Source organism: Parabacteroides goldsteinii (assembly GCF_020091425.1).
GTDB lineage: Bacteria > Bacteroidota > Bacteroidia > Bacteroidales > Tannerellaceae > Parabacteroides > Parabacteroides goldsteinii.
Genome location: NZ_CP081906.1, coordinates 3,896,069 through 3,920,896, shown reverse-complemented (window position 1 = coordinate 3,920,896; position 24,828 = coordinate 3,896,069). Strand labels below are relative to the sequence as shown.

20 protein-coding genes are annotated in these 24,828 nt (G+C 49.0%); 17 read left to right on the top strand and 3 right to left on the bottom strand.

Annotation, left to right across the window (positions count from 1 at the left end; all coding sequences use genetic code 11):
- Positions 1-27 precede the first annotated feature (27 nt).
- The 8 genes from K6V26_RS17205 to K6V26_RS17170 all read left to right on the top strand — a co-directional run bounded on the left by K6V26_RS17205 (position 28) and on the right by K6V26_RS17170 (position 12,285).
- Entirely contained in the window at positions 28-1,917 is a 1,890-nt protein-coding gene (locus K6V26_RS17205) for a glycoside hydrolase family 97 protein (RefSeq protein WP_224263407.1), read from the top strand.
- Between the two features lie 15 nt (positions 1,918-1,932).
- Positions 1,933-3,777 (top strand): heparinase II/III domain-containing protein, encoded by a 1,845-nt coding sequence (locus K6V26_RS17200; protein WP_224263406.1) that lies wholly within the window; start codon positions 1,933-1,935, stop codon positions 3,775-3,777.
- A 31-nt stretch (positions 3,778-3,808) separates the two neighbouring features.
- Positions 3,809-7,132: a right-handed parallel beta-helix repeat-containing protein gene (locus K6V26_RS17195; RefSeq protein ID WP_224263405.1), complete on the top strand. Its 3,324-nt coding sequence runs from the start codon at positions 3,809-3,811 to the stop codon at positions 7,130-7,132.
- A 232-nt stretch (positions 7,133-7,364) separates the two neighbouring features.
- Positions 7,365-7,820 (top strand): hypothetical protein, encoded by a 456-nt coding sequence (locus K6V26_RS17190; RefSeq protein ID WP_007654721.1) that lies wholly within the window; start codon positions 7,365-7,367, stop codon positions 7,818-7,820.
- Between the two features lie 371 nt (positions 7,821-8,191).
- Positions 8,192-8,668, top strand: coding sequence for a helix-turn-helix domain-containing protein (locus tag K6V26_RS17185; protein ID WP_224263404.1), 477 nt, complete (start codon positions 8,192-8,194; stop codon positions 8,666-8,668).
- Entirely contained in the window at positions 8,665-10,065 is a 1,401-nt protein-coding gene (locus K6V26_RS17180) for a replicative DNA helicase (RefSeq protein WP_224263403.1), read from the top strand. Before K6V26_RS17185 ends, K6V26_RS17180 begins: the two co-directional genes overlap by 4 nt.
- Before the next feature lie 30 nt (positions 10,066-10,095).
- Positions 10,096-11,583, top strand: a complete 1,488-nt coding sequence (locus tag K6V26_RS17175; RefSeq protein WP_224263402.1) for a CHC2 zinc finger domain-containing protein — start codon at positions 10,096-10,098, stop codon at positions 11,581-11,583.
- A gap of 249 nt (positions 11,584-11,832) precedes the next feature.
- Positions 11,833-12,285 carry an HU family DNA-binding protein gene (locus K6V26_RS17170; protein ID WP_224263401.1) on the top strand — a complete coding sequence of 151 codons (453 nt, stop codon included), beginning with the start codon at positions 11,833-11,835 and terminating at the stop codon, positions 12,283-12,285.
- Between the two features lie 24 nt (positions 12,286-12,309).
- Here the strand turns inward: K6V26_RS17170 and K6V26_RS17165 are convergent, their stop codons facing one another.
- A complete protein-coding gene (locus tag K6V26_RS17165) occupies positions 12,310-12,561 on the bottom strand; it encodes a DUF4248 domain-containing protein (protein ID WP_224263400.1) in 252 nt (83 codons plus the stop codon).
- Between the two features lie 100 nt (positions 12,562-12,661).
- Between K6V26_RS17165 and K6V26_RS17160 the strand changes: the two genes are divergently transcribed.
- Both K6V26_RS17160 and K6V26_RS17155 read left to right on the top strand, forming a co-directional pair.
- Positions 12,662-13,120, top strand: a complete 459-nt coding sequence (locus K6V26_RS17160) for a glucosaminidase domain-containing protein (protein WP_010802074.1) — start codon at positions 12,662-12,664, stop codon at positions 13,118-13,120.
- Positions 13,121-13,246: 126 nt separating this feature from the next.
- Complete coding sequence (locus tag K6V26_RS17155; protein ID WP_224263399.1) at positions 13,247-13,489, top strand: hypothetical protein; 243 nt, start codon at positions 13,247-13,249, stop codon at positions 13,487-13,489.
- On the opposite strand, the gene K6V26_RS17150 is transcribed toward K6V26_RS17155, so the two are convergent.
- Positions 13,479-14,369 (bottom strand): AraC family transcriptional regulator, encoded by an 891-nt coding sequence (locus K6V26_RS17150; RefSeq protein ID WP_010802076.1) that lies wholly within the window; start codon positions 14,367-14,369, stop codon positions 13,479-13,481. The two genes, K6V26_RS17155 and K6V26_RS17150, sit on opposite strands and share 11 nt — an antisense overlap.
- A gap of 143 nt (positions 14,370-14,512) precedes the next feature.
- Here K6V26_RS17150 and K6V26_RS17145 point away from each other — a divergent pair, with 143 nt between their 5' ends.
- From K6V26_RS17145 to K6V26_RS17115, 7 genes are all read left to right on the top strand, one after another.
- Positions 14,513-14,701 (top strand): hypothetical protein, encoded by a 189-nt coding sequence (locus K6V26_RS17145; protein WP_010802077.1) that lies wholly within the window; start codon positions 14,513-14,515, stop codon positions 14,699-14,701.
- A gap of 25 nt (positions 14,702-14,726) precedes the next feature.
- Positions 14,727-15,077: a lipocalin-like domain-containing protein gene (locus tag K6V26_RS17140; RefSeq protein ID WP_224263398.1), complete on the top strand. Its 351-nt coding sequence runs from the start codon at positions 14,727-14,729 to the stop codon at positions 15,075-15,077.
- Positions 15,078-15,106: 29 nt separating this feature from the next.
- Positions 15,107-18,001, top strand: a complete 2,895-nt coding sequence (locus K6V26_RS17135; protein WP_195585758.1) for a glycoside hydrolase family 38 C-terminal domain-containing protein — start codon at positions 15,107-15,109, stop codon at positions 17,999-18,001.
- Between the two features lie 269 nt (positions 18,002-18,270).
- A complete protein-coding gene (locus K6V26_RS17130) occupies positions 18,271-19,527 on the top strand; it encodes a uroporphyrinogen decarboxylase family protein (protein ID WP_390573454.1) in 1,257 nt (418 codons plus the stop codon).
- Positions 19,528-19,545: 18 nt separating this feature from the next.
- Positions 19,546-20,181 (top strand): corrinoid protein, encoded by a 636-nt coding sequence (locus tag K6V26_RS17125; RefSeq protein WP_010802081.1) that lies wholly within the window; start codon positions 19,546-19,548, stop codon positions 20,179-20,181.
- Positions 20,182-20,185: 4 nt separating this feature from the next.
- Entirely contained in the window at positions 20,186-20,863 is a 678-nt protein-coding gene (locus K6V26_RS17120; RefSeq protein WP_224263397.1) for a vitamin B12 dependent-methionine synthase activation domain-containing protein, read from the top strand.
- Positions 20,863-21,867, top strand: coding sequence for a uroporphyrinogen decarboxylase family protein (locus K6V26_RS17115; RefSeq protein ID WP_224263396.1), 1,005 nt, complete (start codon positions 20,863-20,865; stop codon positions 21,865-21,867). The genes K6V26_RS17120 and K6V26_RS17115 overlap by 1 nt, the downstream gene beginning before the upstream one ends.
- Before the next feature lie 61 nt (positions 21,868-21,928).
- Here the strand turns inward: K6V26_RS17115 and K6V26_RS17110 are convergent, their stop codons facing one another.
- Positions 21,929-24,118, bottom strand: a complete 2,190-nt coding sequence (locus K6V26_RS17110; RefSeq protein WP_224263395.1) for a glutamine synthetase III family protein — start codon at positions 24,116-24,118, stop codon at positions 21,929-21,931.
- Between the last annotated feature and the right edge of the window lie 710 nt (positions 24,119-24,828).

Sequence of the window (24,828 nt, the reverse complement as noted above, 5' to 3'; positions counted from 1 at the left end):
GAGATAGGGAGCGCAATTTATTTACATATGAAAAGAGTAAATTTATTATTGTGTGCCTTATTACAACCCTTATGGATTTGTGCACAAACGATGTTGCCATTGACAAGCCCTTCGGAAACATTGAAGGCGGATATCCTGGTGAATGAAAAGTCTGTACGGATTGCATTGTCCGACAAGGGGGAGAAAGTCATGGAAGCGAAAACATTACAGCTGGAGCTGAAAGAAAACATGTTAGCCGGAAACTGGCAGGTAACCGGTCAGGCGAGAACTTCGGTCGACCAGACCTGGCAACCGGTTTACGGGGAACGTTCGCTGGTGACAAACCGGTATAACGAACTGGAACTTTTATTGCGCTCCGATCAGAACCAAAAAGAAATGACCCTGTTCGTTCGCTTGTATGATGAAGGGTTGGCTTTCCGTTATGCCTTCGATAAGCTTGATTTCTGGAATTGTACGCTGACTGCCGAAAATACGCAGTTCCTCTTCAGCCGCGATTGCGATACCTGGGTGACCGGTATGGCACAAGGCGCTTATTCTAAAACGAAACTGAGTGCGCTGAAAGGTGTAGGAGACCGTCCGCAGGTGATACAGGTAAACGGCCGAAAGTTCGTGGCAATCGGCGAAGCTGCCTTGGTGGATTATTCCCGCATGAAGCTGGGCAAGAGTAACGAGGGGATAGGTGTACAGTCTGTCTTGTCCGGTCATGTGAATCTCGATTTAGCCGGTTACCAGTCTCCCTGGCGTTATGTGATGGTTGCCGACCATCCCGGACAGTTGGTGCAGAACAATGATTTGGTGTTGAATCTGAACGAACCGAACCAGATTCAGAATACCAGCTGGATTAAACCGGGAGAAGTGCTCCGTGAGGTGACTTTAACCACTGCCGGCTCTTTTGCCGCCATCGACTTTGCCGCTGAAAACAATATTGCTTATGTCGAGTTCGATGCCGGCTGGTACGGTGCAGAAGAAGATACGCTTTCGGATGCCACAACCGTTACCGTCGACCCGGCGCGTTCCAAAGGACCGCTCGATTTGCCGAAAGTGATTGAATATGCCAACGCTAAAAACGTAGGGATCCTGGTCTATGTAAACAAAAAGGCCTTGCATAAACAGTTAGATGAAATCCTTCCTCTGTATAAAAAATGGGGAATCAAAGGTATCAAATTCGGTTTTGTGAATGTCGGCGACCAATATTCGACAGCCTGGCTGCATCAGGCAATTCGTAAAGCGGCCAAATATGAACTCATGGTCGATGTTCATGACGAATACCGTCCGACCGGTTATTCCCGTACCTACCCGAACCTGATTACGCAGGAAGGTATCCGCGGAGATGAGGAAAGCCCGAACTTGAATCAGGCGATCTATACGTTATATAACCGTATGATTTGCGGGGCAGGCGATTACACGAACTGTTTCTTTGCCGAACGTGTGACGGAAAAGATGGGCGGACGTGCGGCTCAATTGGCTAAACGTATTGCCATTTATAGCCCGTGGCAGTTTATCTTCTGGTATGACCGTCCTTACAACGCTCCGTCCCGTGCCGGTGGTGCCGGTTCTGCCGAATCGGTGATTAAGACGGATGCTATAACCGACTTTTATTGTTCGATTCCTGTTATATGGGATGATACCCGATTCTATGAAGGCGATATGGATTCGTATGCGGTAGTTGCCCGCCGTTCGGCATCCGACTGGTATGTCAGCATCCTGAATGCCGGCGATAAACGGCAGGTCGTATTGCCGCTTGATATGTTGAAAGACCAATCCCGATATAAAGCGACCTTATATTATCAGGCACCGGGTAAAAAGAAAGCGGTTGTCAGCGTAAAGGAAATCAAACTACAGGGACAGGAAAACCTGACGTTGGATGTGGAAGGTAACAGCGGTTGCGTATTGTACCTTACTCCGTGTAAAAAATAAACGGGAGATAAAAAGATGAGATTACGTATCATCATTTGCCATATATTGCTTCTCTGTATGCCGGGAGTCTTGTCGGCACAGAAAGAATATGTGGGTAAAACAGATAAATTATCTGTGCATCCCCGTATTTTATTGCCTAAGGGAGAAGAGAAAGAACTGAAGAAACAGATTAGAAAAGATGCTATATGGACGGATGTCCATATGGCTCTTTTGGAAGAAGCTGATTCTATCATACAGCAGCCCTTGAATGAATGTGTTATTATCGGTTGGCGTTTACTGGATGTTTCAAGAGACAACCTCAGGCGGATATTTATCTTGAGTTATGCATACCGGATGACTGGCAATGTAAGGTTTGCTAAACGTGCAGAAGCCGAAATGTTACAAGCTGCTTCCTTTCCGGACTGGAATCCACAGCATTTTCTGGATGTCGGTGAAATGACAATGGCGTTGGCTATCGGTTACGACTGGCTTTATGACCGGTTAGCGGAAAAGTCGAAAGAAATAATAGCAACAGCCATTATCGAAAAGGGGTTGAAACCTTCGTTCAATACTAAATATAATTGGTTTGTCAATGCGGTTAATAATTGGAATCAGGTCTGTCATGCTGGTGTCTCTTATGGTGCGTTGGCTATATGGGAGAAAGAACCGGAGTTGGCGCGAAAAGTAGTCAATCGTGCAGTGGAGAAAATCAGGAATCCGATGAAGCATTATGCTCCGGACGGAGCTTATCCGGAAGGAATTGTTTACTGGGATTATGGTACATCTTTCAATGCTTTATTTATTAGTGCAATAGAAAAGATATTCGGCACAGATTACGGGTTGAGTGAATTACCCGGATTTTTGGAATCCGGTGAATATTGTCTGCAAATGGTTACTCCTTGTTTAAGAAATTTCTCTTATTCTGATAATGGGGAGAAAGCCTTCCTGATGCCGGCTGTCTATTGGTTTTACGACAAGACAAAAGATAAAACGCTTTTATACAATCAATCTCGGTTGTATCCGGATAACGGACGCCGGCAGATACAAAAAAATCGATTGGCCCCGGCTATGTTGATATGGGGAGCATCGGCCTCTTTGGCAGAGCCTCGGAAACCGGAAAAGTTGTTTTGGAAGGCACAAGGAGATAATCCTGTTTGTGTGATGCGTTCTTCCTGGAATGAATCGTCGGCTGCTTTTGTAGGAGTAAAGTTAGGTTCACCTTCCATTAACCACGGTCATATGGATGTCGGTAGCTTTGTTTTTGAGGCTAATGGCATCCCTTGGGCAATCGATTTGGGGTTTGATGATTATGACCGTATTGAAAAAAGTGGAATCCAGTTGTGGAGTAATGCACAGGATGCACAACGCTGGGATGTGTTCCGTTATAATAATTTTGCACATAGCACATTGACATTCAATCATAAGAAGCAACGTGTCGATGGTGCGGCTCATATTACCTCCTATTCGGATACGATAGATAGTATGTGGGTAGCATCTGATCTCACCCCGGTATATAGGGACCAGGTGAAAAGTGTAAAAAGGTCTGTATCGTTGGTCGATAGGCAATATGTTGTGATAGAAGACTCGATAGAGACAGGCAATCGATTTACCAAGTTGACCTGGACTATGGTTACTCCGGCTTCGGCAAAGGTTATTTCCGACCATGTTATGTTGCTCGAGAAAGAAGGGAAGAAGCTATATCTGAAAGTGGAAGGCCCGGAAGAGATTAAATGGAATATCTCACAGGCTCAGTCTGATTATAGTTATGATTCTCCCAATCCGGGTATTTCGCTTATTGGATTTGATACGGATTTGAAGTTAGCAGCGAAACAGCAGGTCCGGGTATATTTATTGCCTGATGAGAAAGACTGTTCAAAATAATATATAGTAACATTTTATCTTGATATAAGATATGAATTACGAAAAACATAAACTTGTCCACCTTTGTGTTGCCCTCTTGTTCTTTGCAACCTTTGCAGAAGCAAAGCAGATCCTTATCGTTTCCCCGAAAGGGAATGATAAAGGCCGGGGGAGTTTATATTCTCCCTTTGCTACGGTAGAACGTGCCTTGTCGGAAGCCGCCCGGTATGCCGGCGATTCGGTCGAAATTCGTATCCGGGAGGGCATGTATCCTCTCGGCCGGACGATTGATGTAAAAGGGTATTCCAACCTGCTGATAGCTCCTTATCAAGGGGAAAAGGTCTCTTTTACCGGCAGTATAAAATTGCAGCCGAAACATCTGCGCCCCGTATCGGAACCGGAGGTGTCCGGGCGTTTGCAGCCCGAAGTGAGGAAGCAGGTACGGGAGATAAACTTGCAGGAGCTGGGATATACGCTGACCGGACTGACTCCAAAAGGCTTTGGCCGTCCGGCTTTGCCGTCGTGGAGCGAACTGTTTATTAACGGTCAGCCGCAGCATATCGCGCGATGGCCCAACGACAGCACGGTACTGATAGGAAAGGTACATTGTACCGGCGATATACCACGTGAACAGAAATATGGTTTGGGAGACCCCGTGTTCGAGTATGCCGAGCAACGTCCGTCGGAATGGAAGTCGGTGGAAGATGCCTGGATTGCAGGCTATTTTGCTTACGGATATGCCGATGATCTGTTACCGGTAAAAGCTATAGACCCGGAACGTAAAACAGTAACGGCTGCCCAAGCCACTTTATACGGTTTTAAGACCGATGCTCCTTTCCGCCGTTGGTATGCCTTGAATTTGGTGGAGGAAATCGACCTTCCTGGTGAATATGTGATAGACCGGAAAAGAGGAAAAATCTATTTGCTTCCGCCGGATGAACCTGTCCGGGAGATCCAGGTTAGTCTGTTAGGGACTCCGTTGTTTGCCTTTGAGGGGTGCAGGAATGTAACTTTGCAGGGAGTGACACTCGAGTATTCGCGTGGAATGGGTGTCTACATCGAACAGTCGGAATATATGAAAGTGGATAGCTGTGTAATTCGTAACCTGGGGTATGTCGGTGTCAGTATCGGTCGGGGAGATATGCCGGCTGATGACTTGTCTGAACCCCGGCATAGCGCAGACTTGTCGAATCCCGAAGGTGTGCCGGCTGTTATCGGTAATTTAAGCTCACGTCTTTATGACGACCGGCTGTTTGACCGGAAAGCTGGTCGTTATAACGGGGTAAGTAATTGCCTGCTTTATCAGTTGGGTTCCGGAGGTGTCAGTGTGGGTGGAGGCCAGCGTGCGACGCTTACCCCGGCATTCAATTACGTGGAGAACTGCCGTATTTACAACTTTAACCGCATAGAACGCTCCTACCGGGCGGGTGTTTCGTTGGACGGTGTTGGAAACAAAGCCTCCCATTGCGAAATTTACGATGCCCCCAGCATGGCTATCCTGCTTAACGGAAACGACCACATAATCGAATATTGCGATATCCATCATGTCTGCCAGGAAGTAGACGACCAGGGAGCGATTTATTACGGGCGCGACCCTTCCGAACGCGGTATGCTTGTCCGCTATTGTTATTTGCATCACATGAAATCCGAACATAGGGTTTCTGCTACGTATCACGATGACGGAGCCTGTGGCATGGAGGTATTCGGCTGCCTGTATTATAAGGCGGGAACCATACCGGTCCTGATTGGTGGAGGACACGATAATATCTATAAAAACAACATATTTGTAGATGTCCCCCAAGCCTTTCATATCGACAACCGGATGGAGGGATGGAGCAAAGCGACAATGGATAAAGGAGGAATTTTCGAGCAACGCCTGAACACGGTTCATTACGACCAACCTCCTTATGTGACTGCCTATCCTTTACTGGCCGGTTATTGGGAAAATAATCCCCGTATACCGCGTGGCAACCAAATCAGTAGTAATTTGTTTTTCCAGGTGAAACGCATTTTAAATGGCCAGCCGGCCTGGGCTGAATGGTCGAACAATTACATTACAAACCTGAATCCAGGCTTTAAAGACCCGGATGACCCCATAAAAGGATTTTTACCGGATGCGGCGGTATATAAATATATTTATGATTTCAGCCCGCTTCCTTTTGAAGAGATGGGATGTAGTTTGCCGGAAGACTGGTCTCAACGCTCTTACCAGGCCGGACCTGTCGACATGGAGGTTGTGCAGCGTGGAGATTCGGAGTTTCCTGTCGGTTTTTCGGCATTTTCGCTGGAGAGCCATTTTGTCTGGTGCGGTTCGGCTATCCGGGCGGAAGAGGATGGAAGATACTATCTGTTTTATTCTGCCATGGAGTCGGGAACCGGACATCCGCCTTTTGTCGATGCCTGGCTGTTAGGGTCGAAGATAGGGGTCGCTGTTTCCGATTCTCCTTATGGGGGATACAAAAATATTGGTTTTGTCTATAATAAGGACGGCTATACTCCGGACCGGAGTTCGTGGGATGCCCAGACCGTTTCGAATACACATATCAAGCGCTTTAACGGGAAATATTACCTGTATTACTGCGGTTCGGTAGACCCCGGAGAGAATGCCCGTATAAAAGGAACGCTGAGTAAAAGGGACCGTATCCAGCAAAACCAGAAATTGGGAGTGCTGTGTTTTAACTCCATAAAAGAATTGCTGGAGGGTAAATATACCTGTAACGAACAACCGTTGCTTATTCCCCGTTCGCGGGTAAAACCGAATAATGTGTTGGAACCGTCGCCGGAAGGAACAGCGGTGAAACCGGATAACCTTATCATGGTGAATCCGGCTGTCGTCTATTGTCCGGCAAACCGGAAATATTTCCTTTATTTTAAAGGGAATGTCTATGACCCCGGCTGGCGTGGTGTGCATGGTGTGGCCATCTCCGACGAACCCGCCGGCCCTTTCCGGGTATTGGACGATAATGTCTTTGAATTTGAAACAGGTACGGATCAGAAATTGAATGCCGAAGACCCGTATGTCTGGTATCACCGCAAAGACCGATGCTTCTATGCTGTCTTCAAAGATTTTACCGGAGGATTTACCCAAGGTAAGCCCGGTCTGGCTATCATGTATTCAAAAGACGGCCTTCATTGGGAATTGCCCGAGCACTCTTTATTTATGAACAAGGAGATTATCCTGGAGAATGGCGAACATGTCGATGTGGACCGTCTCGAACGTCCCCAATTGTTTTTAGATGAAAACGATGACCCTATAGTCCTTTATTCCGCCTGTTCCATCACCCCGTTAAATCAGAAGAAAGATGGTAGTTCGTTTAATATACAGATTCCGGTTTTATGTTCTTCGGGCAATCCGGTAACCCGTTTCCCTCGATAAAATCGTGGTTTTTAATAAAACAGGACTATAGTGCCGGATAAGGCAGCACTATAGTCCTACTTGTATCAGCACTACTGTGTTACAACCGATTAGACCATATTGTTGCCTCTCAAATCCGCCTTGTCGCATTTGTCAACAAATTGTCAACAAAAATCCGGACAAGTTGTGTAATTGCCTTGTACCTTTATTCGGTAAGGGCTCCGGAAGAAAAAGGCTATAATAAATTAGTCGAATGGAAAAGCAAATTACACATCTTTGTGGCGGGTACTATCGCTCGTTCAAGCAGTTTAAAATACATGTAGAAATGATGGATAATAATATGACTTTTTTGCAGGAATGCGCGCGTTTCCTGCTGGAAACGCATGAGGAAAAGAACGAGTTGAAGCAACGTTTCACGAACCTTTTCTTTGAAACCTATGGACAACAGATCGCCGGAGACTGCGGCTGTTCACACCTGGTTTTCGATCATCAACTGATCCCGGTAAGACAACCGGAATTTTTAATCGACCTGATGCACGCTACCCTGGATTTAGGGGTAATAGATTGTTCTTCAGATCATTTAGGCCGAAATCTTAATGCCGTTTTCAAAACGAAATTCTCCTTGTCGACCTTCCAGAGAAAGTTGCGCGCCAATACCCTCAGGGAAAGTATACTGTATAAAAAAATCAAATCATACAAGGACAAATAACCGGTCTGTACATAAAATAATCAACAGTAAACAGTAAGTTAAAAACGGCCGTTTTTCTTTCGGATACCTTCTTTTTTACGGTCTTAGCTGCAATATAATTATACTCTTTTGCCTTTTCCCGTTTACTACCTTTGCCTCTGTGATCTTTTAAACGATGAAAGAGGAAACCTTTATAAGAGTCTTTATATAAGATATTCTTTATATATTAATAAGAGTGTCCCGCCGACTGTCCCACGACTGTCCCAAAGGTTTCGTCTGTGTAGGGTTGAGTGTTTGAAAATGAGATATTTATGCAACTGTGATGCTGTCCCGTCCCTGTCCAGGTGACTGTCCCAGACTGTAACATGATTGTTTAACTTAAATCGCAAGAGATGAAAGGTGAAGATTATCAGAGTGTTAACTCTGGAAAAAGAAAGAAAGGTTTTTTGTGCGTCCCCAATTATTGGCTGGACGACTTTTACTCCGATGAACCGGAGCGGCGTAACAAGGCACGTATTTACCTCTGTTTGCTGAAACATGTTTATTTCGCGGACGGCGAGATCGTAGTCAACGGGCAGCGGATGCCTTGCCGTAAAGTGGAGTGGGTGACCACCTACCGGCAGCTGGAACAGAAGACCGGGGTGGCGCGGACAACGATCAGCCGCTTGATCAAGCTGCTGGCAGAAGAGGGGAACATCCGTATACGCTACGACGGCCATTTTACCTTCGTGCAATTTCCTCCGGAAGGAGTTCCGAAAGATGTTCCCGCTTCCGACGGAAAAGAGTCGCCTCCCGCCAAGCCGGCGAAGCCTCGTATTCCGCCTGCCGGCCGACCGAATTATAACAGATTTAAAGATAAAGAATCATGAAAAACGAACAACCGAAAAACGCCGGACAGCCAAAGACAGTCAGTGTCGCAGCCGGCAATTACATGAGTACAGACAATGGGATGCCTTCGTCCGAAGAGATGGAACAGGCCGTCGTATTGGCCATCCTGACGCAGAGCACTGCCATTTGCGAAGTGGGCAACCGTCTGCGTCCGGAGATGTTTACCAATCCTGCTTATTGCCTGGTTTACCGGGCGATGCTGGCGCTTTACCAGCATGAGGCGGATATCGATATGCTGAGTGTGGAACGGGAGATGCGACGGATCGACCCGGAGCATGCCACGCAACTGAACGGGCTGGCTTTTATTGCCGATGGCATGTTGAAGGTGCGCAATGCCCGTTTCATCAAGACGTATGCCGCCTGGGTGATCCGTTGCTGGGTGTTGCGACAGGCCATTGCCGGGATGACTGCGCGTATGGTCGAAGCGCGTGAACCGGGTGTCGACGTGATGGCATGGCTCAATGCTTCGCGTAAGGACCTGGAGAAGCTGGAAGAGGAATTTGCCGTGCATAGCACTACCCGCACGGCGGCCGAAGTGGGCGACCGGGTGCTGGCGGAGATTTATGACGAGCAGGAGCGGCGCCGTGCAGGCGAGCAATTGCAAATCACTACCGGCATCGACGAGTTCGATCATTATCTGGGCGGACTTTATCGCGGCGAACTGCTCGTGCTCGCCGGGCGTCCGTCGATGGGAAAGACGGCGCTGGCCCTTCACATGGCGTTGGCGGCGGCTCAACAGGGAAAGAAGGTTTGTTTCTTCAGCCTGGAGATGACCGAACGCCAGCTGATCAGCCGCCTGTTGTGTACGTTGAGCGGCGTGGAACCGGACAAGCTGCGTTTTAAACTGATGGATGCCGATGACCAGCAGCGGCTGGATAAGGCGGCAGCCGAACTGCGCAAGCTGCCTCTTTTCCTCAATTATTGCAGCGGTTGCGGGTTGGCGGAGATACGGGCGCGATGCATGGTGCTGAACCGCAAGCATAAGCTGGACCTGATGATCGTGGATTATCTGAACCTGGTCAACGTCAGTGCCGACCGGGGAGAGGTGAAGGACACGATGGACCTGGCCCTGGGCGAGGTGGCGGGCGGATTGAAGACGTTGTCGATGGAACAGGACGTCGCTTGCCTGGTCCTGGCACAGCTGAACCGTAATTGTGAAACGCGCACCGACCATATCCCGATGATGAGCGACCTGCGCAACTCGGGTGAGATCGAACAGATCGCCGACAGTATTGCAATGGTTTACCGTCCGGAACAGTATGGCGAACTGAGTGACCCTGTTACCCGTGAATCATTCTATCATGTGGGCCGCTTTTTCGTCATCAAGACCGTAACGGCGGCACCGGCGAAGTGCGTTTCCGTTACAACGACAGCCTGACACAGATTTATCCGTATAAAAAATAAGATCATGAATATGCAACAACTGAAAGCCGCCAATCCGATAGAACGGGTGGCGGCACGCTACGGCACCTTACTGCGTTCCGGTGCCAATTACAAGATGCTTTGTCCTTTCCACGACGACCATCATCCTTCGCTCGGCATCCATGTGGGCGGACAGTATTTCAAATGCCATGCCTGCGGGGCGGGAGGCGATGTGGTCGGATTGGTGATGGGGCTGGAGCATTGCTCCTTTGCCGAGGCGGTGAAGCGCCTGGGCGGGGATAGCCGTGCCGAAGCGGTACCGGCAACCCGGAACGTACAGGAGCGGACGAAGCAGACTGTGCCTGAGCCGACTCCGGAAGCGACCCCGGAACAGGTGCTTGCCCGGAAACAGGGGATGGAGGCGAATGTCCGTTTTTTATCCTCCCTGGTCCCCTGTGCTTCGGGCCATACGGAATTGTCGGCTACCTGGCTCGACTTCGGTGTGGCGCAGGCAACGGCGTTTGTACCCGATGACTATCGTTACCTGCGTAACCGTATCGTTTTTCCCATCTATAATGCGGCTGGCGGGTTGACCGGTTTCGGCGGTCGGCGTCCGATGGCGGCTTTGGAGGAGGAGCCTAAATACGTGAATAGTCCGAACAGCCTTTGGTTTGACAAGAGCCGGATGTTGTACGGTATCCACCGGGCAGCGGAGGCGATCCGCCGGGAAGGGTTTGCCTACCTGACCGAAGGGTATAAGGATACGTTGGCGATGCATGCGGCGGGGTTGACGAATACGGTGGCCTTGGGCGGTACGGCCTTTACGGAAAGACAGGCGGAGGTGTTGCGTGGTTTTTGTGGACGGGCGGTCCTTTTGCTGGATAATGATCCGGCCGGGTGGTCGGCGACGGAGCGTTTGTTGGCGCAACCTCCCGGCGGCTTATCCCTGGACAGCCTGCTGTTGCCTACGGCGAAGGATGCCGACGAGTTGTTCCGCCGGCTGGGGCGTGATGGTTTTAACCGGTACATGCGATTGCTTACGGAAGAGGTGGGGAAAGGGGAGAAACGTCTGCTGGCTTTCTGCCTGAAATATCCCGAAGTCGCCTCGCATATGGAACGGATGCTGGAGGAGGACGATCTGCCGTTTACCTCGGAGCCGTATCGGAATTTATTGCATTTCACGGCGCAGGGTGTGGCTGTTTCCGACCTGCCTGTCCCCGAATCCCTGTTGGCGGAAATCCTTTCCGTTCTTCTTCCGGAGCTACCGCTTCCGGCCGGAGTACCGGCATCCCTGTTGAGTGAAGAGGAAGGTACGGTCTGCCATGAACTGGCCGGACATTTCCGCCTGGAATATTACGAAGAACGTATCCTGAGCGAAACCGCCTGCCTGAACGGACAGCTTCGGGCGGCAACGCCTGCCGACGGCTTCCGTCCCGCCTTGCTGGCAGACCTTTCCCGCCATATATCCCTGCTGGTCCGCCTGGGGGAAGACCTCCAGCGAACGCCGGTGGTGGAGAGGAGGTGGTTGCAGTGAATGTTACCGGATGCTTCGCTTGACGCTCACCAGATGAGGCCTTTCATAGAACGCTTTGCGTTCTCCTGGGATTGCCGATACCGATTATCTCGCAAATACGACAAACAAGTAGAAATACCGACAAACAAGTACAACCACCGACAGCCACCGACAATGACGGACTGCGCCTTTCCGCCGGGGCGTATCTTTACGATGTAATATTACAAGAGAGAGTAAAACAGATTCAGTAACTTTTTAAATCGTAAAATTATGTCAGTAAAGTATCGATTGGTATTGCGGAAGGATATGACCAAAGGGGCGGCAGCCGATGCAAAGTTGTTTTATGCAGCGAGCAGTTCGAATGGAATGTGTGACCTGGCTGGTTTGTGTGAAATCATTGCCGACCGTTCGGCAGCTACCGCCGGAGATGTGAAGCTGGTGCTCGACGGGCTTCTGTTTGTGGTAAAGCAGAAGTTACAGGACGGGCAGACGATCCAGCTGGGTGACCTGGGTTATTTCCAGGCAGTGTTGGGAAGTAAGGGGTCGCCTACGAAAAAGGAGTTTACCACAGATTTGGTGAGGCGGCCGCGTGTCGTCTTCCGTCCGGGCAAGACCCTGTTGGAGCTGGCCAAGAAGTTGAAGGTAGAACGTATGGTGCTCGATAAGAACGAACCGGATTCGGGGAGTGGCAGCGGTGGCGGAGATCGCCCGGAAATAGAATAGGCACCGTAGCCGGGATGCGGTCTGTCAGCATCCCGGTGGTCCCAGGTGGCGGAAGATACAGGCTGCCTGTTTAGGCGTCAGTAGCTTACGTCCGGGTTTCCAGCCATTGACAGCCAGCTGGGACAATAGTTCCTGGCTGACCCCTATCCAGCGGGCGAGTTGCCTGGAGGCACTTTCGGGTTTGACATGCGGGAAATAGAGGATAGCCAGTTCCTGGTAACCCCATGACCGTTCTTTCCCGTAATCGGATTCGGTAGTCTGTTCTTCTGTATTCATAATATACTTTTCTTGAATGATTTACTGTTTCAAATATAGTGAATTATTCTTTGAATGTCAAGCTTTGTATGATGTTTTATCCGGCTAAATTGAGTTTTTTATGACAAAATATGAGTTTGTAAAACGTTTCCTTCCGGAAGCCGAAGCTGCGGAGAAACGGTTCCATCTGAATCCGGTCGTTATGCTGGCACAGGCTGCCATCGAGTCGGGGTGGAATGAAAGTAACCTGGCGAAATTACATCGTAACCTGTTCGGTATTACCGGATATGGCCCGTCCAACGAGTTCTGGCACGGTTGCCGGGTGGAATTGGTCCCGCGCGGATTGCCTTTTCGCAAGTATTCCGATACGCAGAGTAGCTTTCTGGATTATGCCCGGCTGATCGTTACGGCTTATCCGGCCGCTGCCGCAGTCAGTTATTATCCTTCTGCTTTTGCGCATGAAATTGCGTACAGCAAATATATCAGCGAAGTAAACGGCGATAACCGGACCGCTTACTGTCATTTGCTCGACCGTCTGTCGGTTGCGATCGGCAAGCTGATCAAAGCACCGGTGTGTTGATTATTTTCTACCAGTAATTTTTATCGTATGAAAACACTTCGTATTGTTTGTAATTTCCTTTTATCCTTGGTGCAGGCCCTGTTTCCCCGTGGCCTGAAAGGGAGGCACAGCTGCCCAGGCGATCCCGTGGCTGGCGCTGATAGCACTGTTGTCGCTTCTTCTGAAGCAGACGGAGGTGGCGCTGGCAGCCATCGGCGCGATCTTGTCGATCATCCGTCCGGGGAGTCCGCCGGGGACCCATCCGCCACAGAATCCGCATTAGAGGAACCTCCTCCGGCAACCACGGCCGGTAATTTGATGGGGTGGCTGTTGATCGGGGCAGTGGCGGTGAAACTGTTCTGTTGCAAGGAATGTATATTTACAACCTGAAATTCTGCCTCCTGAACTCCATCGGCGAAAGCCCCATCACATTGGAGAATGTGCGGGAGAAATATTGAGACTCTTTAAAACCGAGCTTGTGAGCGATCTGATTCACCTTCATATCAGTCTGGATCAGTAACTTGCAGGCTTTGTTTATTTTCAGGCGTGTGAAATAATCCATAGGGGAGTGGCCTGTCTCCTTAACGAATTTGCGGTAGAAGTATGATTCCGAATATCCGCAGAAATTAGCGAAATCGGCCAGCTTGAGGTTACTCTCGATATTATCGTTCATAAAATGTACGACGCGGTTCATCACATTTTCAGAATACTCTTTGGGACGGAAGTTATTCCGGTAGACATCGATGAACAGGAAAGAACCCAGGAAATGGGCAAAACACAGATTGGCGTAATGCATATGATCCATAGAGGTACTTTCGTTTAGCGTAAAGAAAATCTCCTCAAACAGGTCGAGCCGTTCTTCAATGCGTGACTGGGCGGAAGGAGAGACCGTCGTCGGCTTATCGAAACGGCTGGAGAAAAGAGGGGCTTTGCTTCCCCGGAAATGAATCCAGTAGATCGTCCAGGGACTGGTCTCATCGGCTCCGTAAGCATGCGGGATATTCCGGGGCAGGATAATGAACTGGTTAGCCTCCAGATTTTGCCGTTTCCCGTACAACTCTATCCAGCCGCATCCTTCCTTACAATAGATGAAAAGAAACTCATCGCATCCGGTTGGCCGGTTAATATAATGATGGGAAGCCCTTGAGAAGTATCCCATCGAATAAAGATACAAGTCACCTGTCAGTGGACTATCTTCCATCAGATTGATCATCGGGATAGGAAGATATATGAAACGTTCGCCGGAAAATCCTAGTTCTACTTTTGCCATTTTTCATGTATTTCGCTATTCACAGCATAAAATAAGCAATAATAATCCACAAATAAGACAAGATTTTGCTATTTTTTATAGGTTGGTAGGACTTTATATTTGTAACTTACTTAAAGTGTGGCCTACAATAAGGGGAAGATCGTATGATGAAAAGAAAATATTCAATATTTGCAGTGTTTATTTTATTGGTAGTTGCAGCTTGCGGAGAGAGTAAGTATGTGCTGCAATCTCCCGATGGCAGTCTGTCCGTAAAGGTCGGGCAGTCGGATAAAGGTAATCTTATCTACCGTTTGGAAAAAGTAATAAGTATGAAGCATTTCAAAATGCTTTAAAGTTGAATTATTTAAATATGATGTTATGATGATGAATATATCAAAAGGTTTGTTTACTCTTTTTACTGTAGTCGGTTTGGCAGCTTGCAGCGGTGTGCAGATTGAAGGTTCCTGGATCGAGCCTGTTCCCGGTATGCCTGAGATGGTACAAGGTGTTACGTTAGAGAATGGGGGGAGGGCTACTTCCATCAATATGGCCACCCTGCACTATGAGTCTTGGGAGAAAAATGGAGATAAACTGGTGTTGTCGGGTAAAAGTATAGGTAACCACCAGACTATATCTTTTTCGGACACATTGCAGATAGAAGAGCTTACGACTGAGAATTTGGTGTTGAAAAAAGGTGATTTAGTTATAAAATATCAGAGACAAAACTAGAGTTAGGGGAAGAACCTAAATTGAATACAATGAAAAAGAAAATAGCTTATTGTTTGTTTGCATCTGTATTATCTTCTGTGATTTATGCAGATGTTGTTCCGTCTTCGGTCGATTATGTGGTGCGTCCTCTCTACGGTTACAGGGCGGACGGAACTCCCGGGCGTATTGTGACGGTTAAATTGAAAGGAAAGGAACTGAAAGGAGAGCTTTCCGTAGATGTGATAGCCAAAGGAAAAACAGAAAAGAACCATTTTGCATTGAATGCGAAAGATTCGACGGAGGTTGAAATTCTGTTACCTTCCACAGTACCTACAGGGAAGAAGTCGGAAGTCACCATGGTTCTTCGTGGGGCGGATAAGGTGTATAAGCAAAAAGTCAGTGTTATGCCTATGCGTCATTGGAATGTTTATCTGTACAACCATGCTCACGTAGATATAGGATATACCAATACGCATAAGAACGTAGAACAGCTTCACAAGAATAATATCATTGAAGGGATAAAACTTGCAGAAGAGACGAAGAACCATCCGGAGGGTGCCCGCTATGTGTGGAACCCTGAAATTGGATGGCCGCTCGAACGCTTATGGCAATCCAATCCGGAGATGCGGGATGAGGTCATCGATGCAATCAAGAAGGGACAAGTGTGTGTGGATGCCAGTTATCTGAACCTGAATACTAGCATTTGTACAGATGAAGAGATGTTCCACATTTTTAAATTTACGCGGGAAATGCAGCGGTTAAGCGGGCAACCAGCAGACGTTTTCCAACAGTTCGATATTCCGGGTATATCGTGGGGACTTGTTCCGGTAATGGCACAGGAGGGAGTTCGGTATATTATTTCCTGGCCTAATTCCGACCGGGCGGGAAATGCTCATGCCAATATGGATGGTAAGCCTTTTTGGTGGTTGGGGCCGGATGGAAAATCGAAAGTATTGTTTTTCCAACCTGGCAGTTATGCCAATAGCGGAAGTATGGGAAAAGGCGGAGAGACGGGACGTCCGTGGTTCGGCCAGCGTGATCCGGAAAAGGTTCCGAAAGTAATACGTACCGGATATGCGAATGTAGACTTTACCAAGCAGTTGGAGTCTATGGAGAAAGATAATTACCCCTACGATTTTGCCTTGTTCTCCTGGTCCTTGTGGGACAACAATCCCTTGGATGCCGATATCCCTTTTGTGGTGAAGGAGTGGAATGAAAAATATGCCTACCCGAAGATTCGTATTTGTGGTGGCCACGAAATCATGTCGATGATAGAGGATAAATATGGAGACCAGTTGCCGGTCGTATCCGGCGACTATACGGAATACTGGACGGATGGTTTAGGTACGGCAGCCGGCCTGACCGCCAAAAACCGAAATGCCAAAGAGCGGTTGACGCAGGCTGAAACAATCTGGTCCATGCTGGCAGATGGCGGGAAAGCTCCACGTGAAGATTTCGATGAGGCTTGGCGTTATATCCTTTTAGGTTCGGAACATACCTGGTGCTTCGAGAACCCGACCGAACCTTATTTCCAGGATGCCATCTGGAAAGTGAAGCAGTCTTACTTCCATGAAGCCGAAGATCGCTCGATCGATATGCTGGATGAATCGCTGGCTCCTGCCACAGATAAGTCGAATGGGGCACTGGGGCCTAAGGAAGGTCCGGCAAACGGAGGTATTGCTGTCTTTAATACGCATTCATGGCCGCAGAGCGGTGTGATCCGGCTGACGGCAAAGGAAAGTCTGAAAGGGGATAAAGTGGTCGACCAGCATGGTAAAGAGGTACTTTCCCAACGCCTTTCTACCGGTGAGCTGTTGTTCTATGTTCCGGAAGTACCGGCATTGAGTTCCCGTCATTTTCGGGTAGTGGAAGGCAAATGTTCTTTGTCGGGCAGTTGCAAAATAGAGGGAACGACACTGGAAAACGATTGTCTGACGGTGCATGTGGACCAGGCAACCGGTAATATTGTTTCTTTATTGAAGAAAGGTTCTGAATATAACTATATCGGCGAGGGGGCCAATACATTCTCCTGGTTGCCGGCAAATGTGGATGCTCCGCAGGCGGATACGGTATTATCTGTTTCCGTAGTGGAAGAAGGTCCTTTGGCTGTAGAACTGCGTGTGGTATCGAAAGCAACCGGTTGCCGGAGTGTCTCCCGTTCTGTCCGTTTGTTGGCAGGCCAGCCGTGGGTGGAAATCTCCAATGTCGTGGATAAATTGCCTTTGGTGGAGAAAGACGGCATTCATTTTTGCTTTGCCTTCAATCTGCCGGACTCAAAGACCCGTGTCGATATTCCCTGGGGAGTGATGGAAGTGGAAAAGGACCAGTGGCCGCAGGGTAACCGTAACTGGCTTGCGATGCAGCGGTGGCTGGACGTATCGAATGCGACTCATGGCGTGACTTGGTGCTCGTTGGATGCTCCTCTCTTTGAATATGGAAACCGTACAGCCAATATAGCTTTGGGCTGGGGGGATAAAGGCAATTGGTTGAAAAAGCTGGAGCCGAGTTCGACTATCTATTCCTGGGTTATGAATAATCATTGGCACACTAATTTCCCGTTGACGCAGGACGGTCCCGTACGTTTTCGTTACCGCTTATTCCCTCATGAAGGATATGACGTGGTAAAGGCTAACCGATTCGGTCTGGAACAATCACAGCCGCTGGTTTATGCAACGGCAGACAAAGTTCAGGTCGTAAAGCCAGTTATTGCTATTGGTAATGATCGGGTATACACAACGATTCTGAAGAGTACGGATAAAGATAAGGAACTGATTGTTCGTCTCCGTTCTTTGTCGGATAAGGAAGAGTCTGTAAAGCTCTCTTTCCCGAAAGCCGATCCGAAAAGTCTTATGATTTGTGATCGTGAAGAGAGCCCGTCAAGGTCGACTAATGGGGAACTTACAATGAAACCTTACGGGCAAGTTACATTGCAATTAAAATATTGAACATAGATAAATATGTCTCCCTGACGTTTATTTCCAGGCTTTTAAAGCGGATATGCTGAGACCGGACTTGTAAACTTTCTGTTCCTTTTTATACTAATTAGGACGGTTGTTTGCAGGTCCGGTTTATTTTGGGATACGTGAAATACGTTTGCAATAATAATCCACAAAATAAGCAATGTTTTGCTATTTTTTATCGGGTAGGCAGCCTCTATATTTGCATCACACTTACAGTGCGATATACAATAAAATAATCTTAAATACACATGAATATGACATCAAAACAGCGTGTTCAAAACGCATTGAACCATAGCACCCCCGACCGGATACCGGTGGACTTTGGAGCCACTTCCGTTACCGGTATCCATTGCAAGGTCGTGGAGGCGCTGAGACAACATTACGGACTGGACCCTCACCCCGTCCGTGTCATCGAACCCTTTCAGATGCTGGGTGAGATAGAGGAGGATTTACAGGAAATAATGGGTATTGACTGTGTTCCCGTCTTCGGACGCAAGGACATGTTCGATATCGACGAAACCCAATTACACGAGCAGGTTACTCCTTGGGGGCAAAAAGTAATGATTGCCTCCGGTATCGATCTGACGACGGATAAGGAAGGCGACGTGTACATTTATGCCGGTGGCGACCGTTCCTATCCGCCCAGTGCCATCATGCCTTCGGGCTGCTATTTCATCAACGCGACGGAAAGGCAGGAATATGTGGACGACGAAGCCATTACTCCGGAGGATAACCTGGAAGAGTTCGGCCCTGTTTCCGAAGAAGATTTGCAATACTATAAAAAGACCGTGGAGCAGGCCGCAGCAACCGGAAAGGCCGTTGTTGCGAGCTTCGGCGGGACGGCTTTGGGCGATATCGCTTTTGTGCCCGGCATGGGATTGAAGAATCCGAAAGGTATCCGCAACGTGGCCGAGTGGTATATGTCGACCGCCATGCGCCGCGACTATGTGCAGACGGTTTTTGAGAAACAGACCGATATAGCTATCGCAAACTACCAACGGTTGTGGGATACCGTCGGCGAGAAGGTAGACGTGGTCTTCACCTGCGGGACCGATTTCGGTACCCAGGATTCCCAGTTCTGTTCGCTGGATACCTTCAGGGAACTGTGGCTTCCCCATTACAAACGGATGAACGACTGGATTCACGAGCATACTACCTGGAAGGTGTTCAAGCATACCTGTGGGGCTATCCTGCCGATTCTTCCCGGTCTGGTGGAGGCGGGTTTCGATATCATCAACCCGGTACAGATTAATGCGAAGGATATGGACCCTGTCGTCCTGAAAAAGGAATACGGCAGCCAAGTCACTTTCTGGGGTGGCGGTATCGATACCCAGCGTATCCTGCCGAATGCAACACCCGAAGAAGTGCGCAGTCATGTTTTGCAGGAATGCGAGATACTGGGAAAAGACGGAGGATTCATTTTCAATGCCGTCCATAATATCCAGGCTAATGCGCCGGTCAGGAATGTGGTGGCAATGATTGAAACCCTGCGTGAATTACGGAATCAATAATTTAAAAGAAATAAAGTTATGGCAGATTTAGAGAGTTTGTATGAAGCTATTTTGAAAGGGAAACTCGATGTCGCCAAGGCTGTGACAACCGAGGCGATAGCAGAGAATGTAGACCCGCAAGAAATTATTAATGGTTATATGTCGCGGGCGATGGAGGATATCGGAAAACGTTTTGAGGAAGGAAAAGCCTTTGTCCCTGAACTGTTGATGGCGGCCCGTGCCATGAAAGGGGCGCTCGATCTGTTGAAGCCGCTGATGAAAGGAGCTGCTTCGCACCGGTTGGGCAAGGTGGTAATCGGTACGGTGAAAGGCGATTTGCACGACATCGGAAAGAACCTGGTCGCTTCCATGCTGGAAGGTTGCGGCTTTGAAGTGATAAATCTGGGAACGGATATCTCTTCAGAGAAATTTATCACGGCGATCAAGGAAAACCAGGCGCAGATTCTTTGTCTTTCCGCCTTGCTGACTACGACGATGAATTATATGCAGGAAGTGATCGACGCCCTGGAAAAGACCGGTATCCGCCAGGAGGTGAAGGTCATGATTGGTGGTGCCCCTGTATCCGAATCGTTTGCCCGTCAGATTGGAGCCGACGGCTACAGTGATAATGCGAATGCCGCCGTGACGCTGGCAAAATCATTGTTATCCGCTTAATTGTATGTTTGATTGTAGTTTGGATTTTAGCACGTTGTCCCTGACGGCAAACGACCTGTTTGCAGAGATGGGATACGGCAACACAGCCCCGGAAGAACCTGTGGAGGCACTGGCCCTTTCCATGCTGAAGGAGGTTTCTTCCCGGACTGTTCCCCGTTGTACTTTCGGCCTGTTCGACGGAACGGTGGATGACGGATATGTAATCCTGGATGGCGGAGAACCCTTTCTCGTAGGGGGGACAATCGCTTCCCTGCTGAAAGGCTCCGAACGGTTCGCCCTGTTTGCCGCCATGGCCGGGATGGCTTTTCAGGAATACCAGGACAGCCTGAAAGCGGAGGGAGATATCCTGAAATGCTTCATTGCCGATATTATCGGGACCTGCATTGCCGAGAAAGCCGGCGACCAGATGGAACGCCTGCTTGAAAAAGAACTGGGAGGCGAACGGCATACGAACCGCCTGAGCCCTGGCTATTGCGGCTGGCACCTCACCGGACAGAAAACGTTGTTCCGGCTCATGGGAGGAGCCCCCTGCGGTATCAGCCTGTCTGATGTCTGCCTGATGACTCCTATCAAGTCGATTAGCGGAATAATCGGTATCGGCCCGGAGGTAGATGAGAAAAAATACGGTTGCCAGTATTGTGAACTGGAAACCTGTTATAAACGAAAAAGAAAGAAGAAATAATGGAAATACAAGAATGGTTGCAAGAGACAATCAGGCAAAAAGAACGTAGGGCTATTCCTATCATGACCCATCCGGGCATTGAACTCTGTGGAAAAACAGTGAGAGACGCAGTCACCAGTGGTATGGTGCATGCAGACGCTATCTGCCGGTTGAACGAGCAGTATCCTTCGGCCGCCCCGACCGTGATTATGGACCTGACGGTAGAGGCGGAGGCTTTCGGTGCGAAGGTGGTCTTCCCCGAAGACGAGGTGCCCAGCGTAACGGAACCGCTGGTATCCGATAAGGAGTCGATTGATAATTTACAGATACCGTCTCTGGATACAGCACGTGTCCCCGAGTATCTGAAAGCGAACCGTCTGACGGCGGAACGTGTGAAGGATAAGCCTGTTTTTGCCGGCTGTATCGGTCCGTTTTCACTGGCGGGACGTTTGTTCGGTTTGTCCGAACTGATGATTGCCCTGTATGTGGAGCCGGAGAACATCACTGTCCTGTTGGAGAAATGTACCCGTTTCCTGATCGATTATTGCCGTGCGATTAAGGAGACAGGCGTTCATGGCGTGATTATGGCGGAACCGGCTGCCGGGCTGATTTCAAATGAGGATTCGCTGCTTTATTCGACGACCTATGTCCGCCAGGTAGTGGAGGCCGTGCAGGACGAACATTTTATCGTAATCCTGCATAACTGCGGAAATGCAGGCCATTGTACGGAGGCTATGGTTCAGTCGGGAGCGGCCGCACTTCATTTCGGTAATAAGATCGATATGCAGGATGCCCTTGCCAACTGTCCGGAAGACCGTCTGGTGATGGGGAATCTGGACCCGGTCGGTCTTTTTAAACAGTCCTCGTCAGAAGAAGTATATACCGCGACTATGAATCTGTTACAGCAGACCAAAACATGGAAGAATTTCGTTTTGTCGACAGGTTGTGATGTCCCGCCCCATATTCCGGCTGAGAATATCGAGGCATTTTATCAAGCACTTACTAATTTTAACAGGTCAATGTAAAAAAAGGAGGTGTATCAAAATAAACTTTTGATGCACCTCCTATTTTGGATTCTGTTACTTTTTACCGGATAAACAGCAGTTCGCGGTATTTCGGCAACGGCCACATCTGGTTGTCCACCATCAGTTCCAGTTCGTCGATATGTTCGCGTATTTCATCCAGGAACGGAACGACCGTGTCATGGTAGGCGATCGCCTTGCTGCGGTAATCGGTGATGACGTTCGCCTTCTTGCGGGCTTCGATCATCTCGTCCGTCATGCGTGTTACGGCATTTACGTGCTTGGATATTTTGCGTACCAGGCGGCGCGGTTCGGCAGACAGGTCCTCATATTCTTCCGGGCTGAACGTCTCTTTCAGCTTGGTGATATTGCTCAACAGCAAAGACTGGTAATGCAATACGACCGGGATGATATGGTTCATGGACAAATCTCCCAGGACGCGGGCTTCGATTTGTACTTTCTTGATATAGATTTCCCATTTCACTTCGTTGCGGGCTTCCAGCTCCTTTTCGCTCAATACGCCTGTTTCCCTGAACATGCGGATTACTTCCGGCTTCAGGTAAGCGTCGTATTGCAATGGAACGCTGTTTTCGCAATCCAGGCCGCGGCGGGCAGCTTCCGCCTTCCATTCGTCGCAGTAACCGTTGCCGTCGAAACGGATGGGTTTGGATTCTTTGATATAAGCCTTCAATGTTTCGAAGATAGCCACTTCCTTGCTCTTGCCTGCTGCCTGGAGTGCTTCCACGTCCTTCTTGAACTGTTGTAACTGATAGGCTACGGCAGAATTGACAGCCAGCATGGCCGAACCGCAGTTGACGGACGAACCCGGAGCACGGAACTCGAAACGGTTGCCGGTGAAAGCGAACGGCGACGTGCGGTTGCGGTCCGTATTGTCCAGCAGCAGTTCTGGAATCTGCCCGAAGCCGAGGCTCAGGCGTTTCTTGTTGTCCACCTCGATGGCATCTTCAATCGAACTGTTTTCGAATTTATCCAGTACCTCGCTGATTTGTGTACCCAGGAAGGAAGAGATAATGGCGGGAGGCGCTTCGTTGGCCCCCAGACGGTGGGCGTTGGTTGCCGAAGCGATACTGGCTTTCAGCAGCCCGTTGAATTTATAGACGGCCATCAGCGTATTGACCACGAAGGTGATGAAACGCAGGTTGTCTTCGCGGTCTTTGCCCGGCGAGAACAGGTTGATGCCTGTATCGGTTCCCATCGACCAGTTGCAATGTTTACCCGAGCCGTTCACACCCATGAACGGTTTTTCGTGAAGCAGCACGCGGAAGTTGTGGCGGCGTGAAACACGTTTCATGACCGACATCAGCAACTGGTTATGGTCGTTGGCCAGGTTGCATTCTTCGTAGATGGGCGCCAGCTCGAACTGGTTCGGGGCCACCTCGTTATGACGGGTTTTCACCGGGATGCCCAGTTTGTAACATTCCACTTCCAGGTCTTTCATGAACTCCTGTACGCGTGAAGGGATGGCGCCGAAATAATGGTCGTCGAGCTGCTGGTTCTTGGCACTTTCGTGTCCCAGCAACGTGCGTTCCGTCAGTGAGAGGTCCGGACGGGCGGAGTAAAGCTCCTCGTCCACCAGGAAATATTCCTGTTCCCAACCCAGGTATGTGATTACTTTGTGAACATCTTCGTTGAAATAGTTGCAAACCTCTTTCGCCGCTTTGTTGAGTGCTTCGACAGAACGTATCAGCGGTGTTTTGTAGTCGAGAGCCTCGCCGGTATAGGCGATGAAGACTGTCGGGATACAGAGGGTGTCGTCTACAATAAATGCGGGGGAGGAGGGGTCCCAGGCAGAATAACCGCGGGCTTCGAACGTGTTGCGCAGTCCGCCGTTGGGGAAGCTGGACGCATCCGGTTCCTGCTGTGCGAGCAGTTTGCCGCTAAATTCTTCAATCATACCGCCGTTACCGTCGTGTTCGACAAAAGCGTCGTGTTTTTCGGCTGTCCCGTCGGTCAGGGGCTGGAACCAGTGTGTATAATGGGTAACTCCTTTTTCCAGTGCCCACATACGCATACCGGCTGCCACATGGTTGGCTATTTCGCGGTCGATAGGTGTTCCGTTATCAATGGCGTGGGTCAGGGCTTTGTACGTTTCCTTGGAGAGATACTTTTGCATAGCCTTGCGGTTAAATACGTTCTCGCCATAGTACTCGGATACTTTCTGTTTGGGAGTGACGGCTTCTACGGCCTTACGGTTGGAAGCTTTCTCCACTGCATTAAAGCGTGAGATTGACATATGGATTATTTTAATGTTTTACCGGCTGCAAAGATACAAGCAAATCTTCATTTATGCTTTCAACGGGTAGTTAAAAACAATTTCATGGAACATTTTGGTAGCGGCCGGAGATAAATTGTCCGGGCGGGTTGCATGGAATAAAGTTCTTCTGTCTTATCTTTGTGAAAAGCGAAGGCAGACAAAAAAAAACCCGGGGGATTCGTCTTCCTGGGGTTTCGTATTTAGAAATAATTGAACCTACTTTTCCCTTGATGGAAAAGTAGCCAAAAGATCAAGGCTTAACCGGCTTCACTGCTACGGTGAAAGACTACGCTGTCGCCTCTGAACTCGCTACGCTCAAACAGCAGATGCTCCGAACGCTTCGTCTTTCCCCTTCGCGGACGTTCACCCGCTTAGGCCTTGACAAGAACGCTTTGCGTTCTTTTAGGATTGCCAATACTGTCTGTTAATAGGTATCAGTCTGTTATGGAAGGTCGGAATCGGCAATCCTAAAAGGAAGCTCTGCTTCCTCTGAAAGGCCTCATCTGGTGAGCGTGAAGCGAAGCATCCGTAGTGAGCGCCCGGAGGCTGTGCTGTTTGAGCGTAGCGAGTTCACAGACGACAGCGAACGTAGGAGGCTGAGTAGCGAGGCAGATGCAGCCTTGAACTTTTGGTTACTTTTCTTTCAAGAGAAAAGTAATATTCAAGCCTCTGAATCATTAGAGATTCTT

What these genes read in the sequence shown, in the direction of transcription:
- K6V26_RS17150 (WP_010802076.1), bottom strand. Translation starts at nt 14,369, where the DNA reads ATGGCAAAAGTAGAACTAGGATTTTCCGGCGAACGTTTCATATATCTT.
- K6V26_RS17180 (WP_224263403.1), top strand. Translation starts at nt 8,665, where the DNA reads ATGAAAAACGAACAACCGAAAAACGCCGGACAGCCAAAGACAGTCAGT.
- K6V26_RS17115 (WP_224263396.1), top strand. Translation starts at nt 20,863, where the DNA reads ATGGAAATACAAGAATGGTTGCAAGAGACAATCAGGCAAAAAGAACGT.
- K6V26_RS17135 (WP_195585758.1), top strand. Translation starts at nt 15,107, where the DNA reads ATGAAAAAGAAAATAGCTTATTGTTTGTTTGCATCTGTATTATCTTCT.
- K6V26_RS17145 (WP_010802077.1), top strand. Translation starts at nt 14,513, where the DNA reads ATGATGAAAAGAAAATATTCAATATTTGCAGTGTTTATTTTATTGGTA.
- K6V26_RS17140 (WP_224263398.1), top strand. Translation starts at nt 14,727, where the DNA reads ATGATGATGAATATATCAAAAGGTTTGTTTACTCTTTTTACTGTAGTC.
- K6V26_RS17160 (WP_010802074.1), top strand. Translation starts at nt 12,662, where the DNA reads ATGACAAAATATGAGTTTGTAAAACGTTTCCTTCCGGAAGCCGAAGCT.
- K6V26_RS17120 (WP_224263397.1), top strand. Translation starts at nt 20,186, where the DNA reads ATGTTTGATTGTAGTTTGGATTTTAGCACGTTGTCCCTGACGGCAAAC.
- K6V26_RS17200 (WP_224263406.1), top strand. Translation starts at nt 1,933, where the DNA reads ATGAGATTACGTATCATCATTTGCCATATATTGCTTCTCTGTATGCCG.
- K6V26_RS17190 (WP_007654721.1), top strand. Translation starts at nt 7,365, where the DNA reads ATGGAAAAGCAAATTACACATCTTTGTGGCGGGTACTATCGCTCGTTC.
- K6V26_RS17175 (WP_224263402.1), top strand. Translation starts at nt 10,096, where the DNA reads ATGAATATGCAACAACTGAAAGCCGCCAATCCGATAGAACGGGTGGCG.
- K6V26_RS17185 (WP_224263404.1), top strand. Translation starts at nt 8,192, where the DNA reads ATGAAAGGTGAAGATTATCAGAGTGTTAACTCTGGAAAAAGAAAGAAA.
- K6V26_RS17195 (WP_224263405.1), top strand. Translation starts at nt 3,809, where the DNA reads ATGAATTACGAAAAACATAAACTTGTCCACCTTTGTGTTGCCCTCTTG.
- K6V26_RS17130 (WP_390573454.1), top strand. Translation starts at nt 18,271, where the DNA reads ATGACATCAAAACAGCGTGTTCAAAACGCATTGAACCATAGCACCCCC.
- K6V26_RS17165 (WP_224263400.1), bottom strand. Translation starts at nt 12,561, where the DNA reads ATGAATACAGAAGAACAGACTACCGAATCCGATTACGGGAAAGAACGG.
- K6V26_RS17205 (WP_224263407.1), top strand. Translation starts at nt 28, where the DNA reads ATGAAAAGAGTAAATTTATTATTGTGTGCCTTATTACAACCCTTATGG.
- K6V26_RS17125 (WP_010802081.1), top strand. Translation starts at nt 19,546, where the DNA reads ATGGCAGATTTAGAGAGTTTGTATGAAGCTATTTTGAAAGGGAAACTC.
- K6V26_RS17110 (WP_224263395.1), bottom strand. Translation starts at nt 24,118, where the DNA reads ATGTCAATCTCACGCTTTAATGCAGTGGAGAAAGCTTCCAACCGTAAG.
- K6V26_RS17170 (WP_224263401.1), top strand. Translation starts at nt 11,833, where the DNA reads ATGTCAGTAAAGTATCGATTGGTATTGCGGAAGGATATGACCAAAGGG.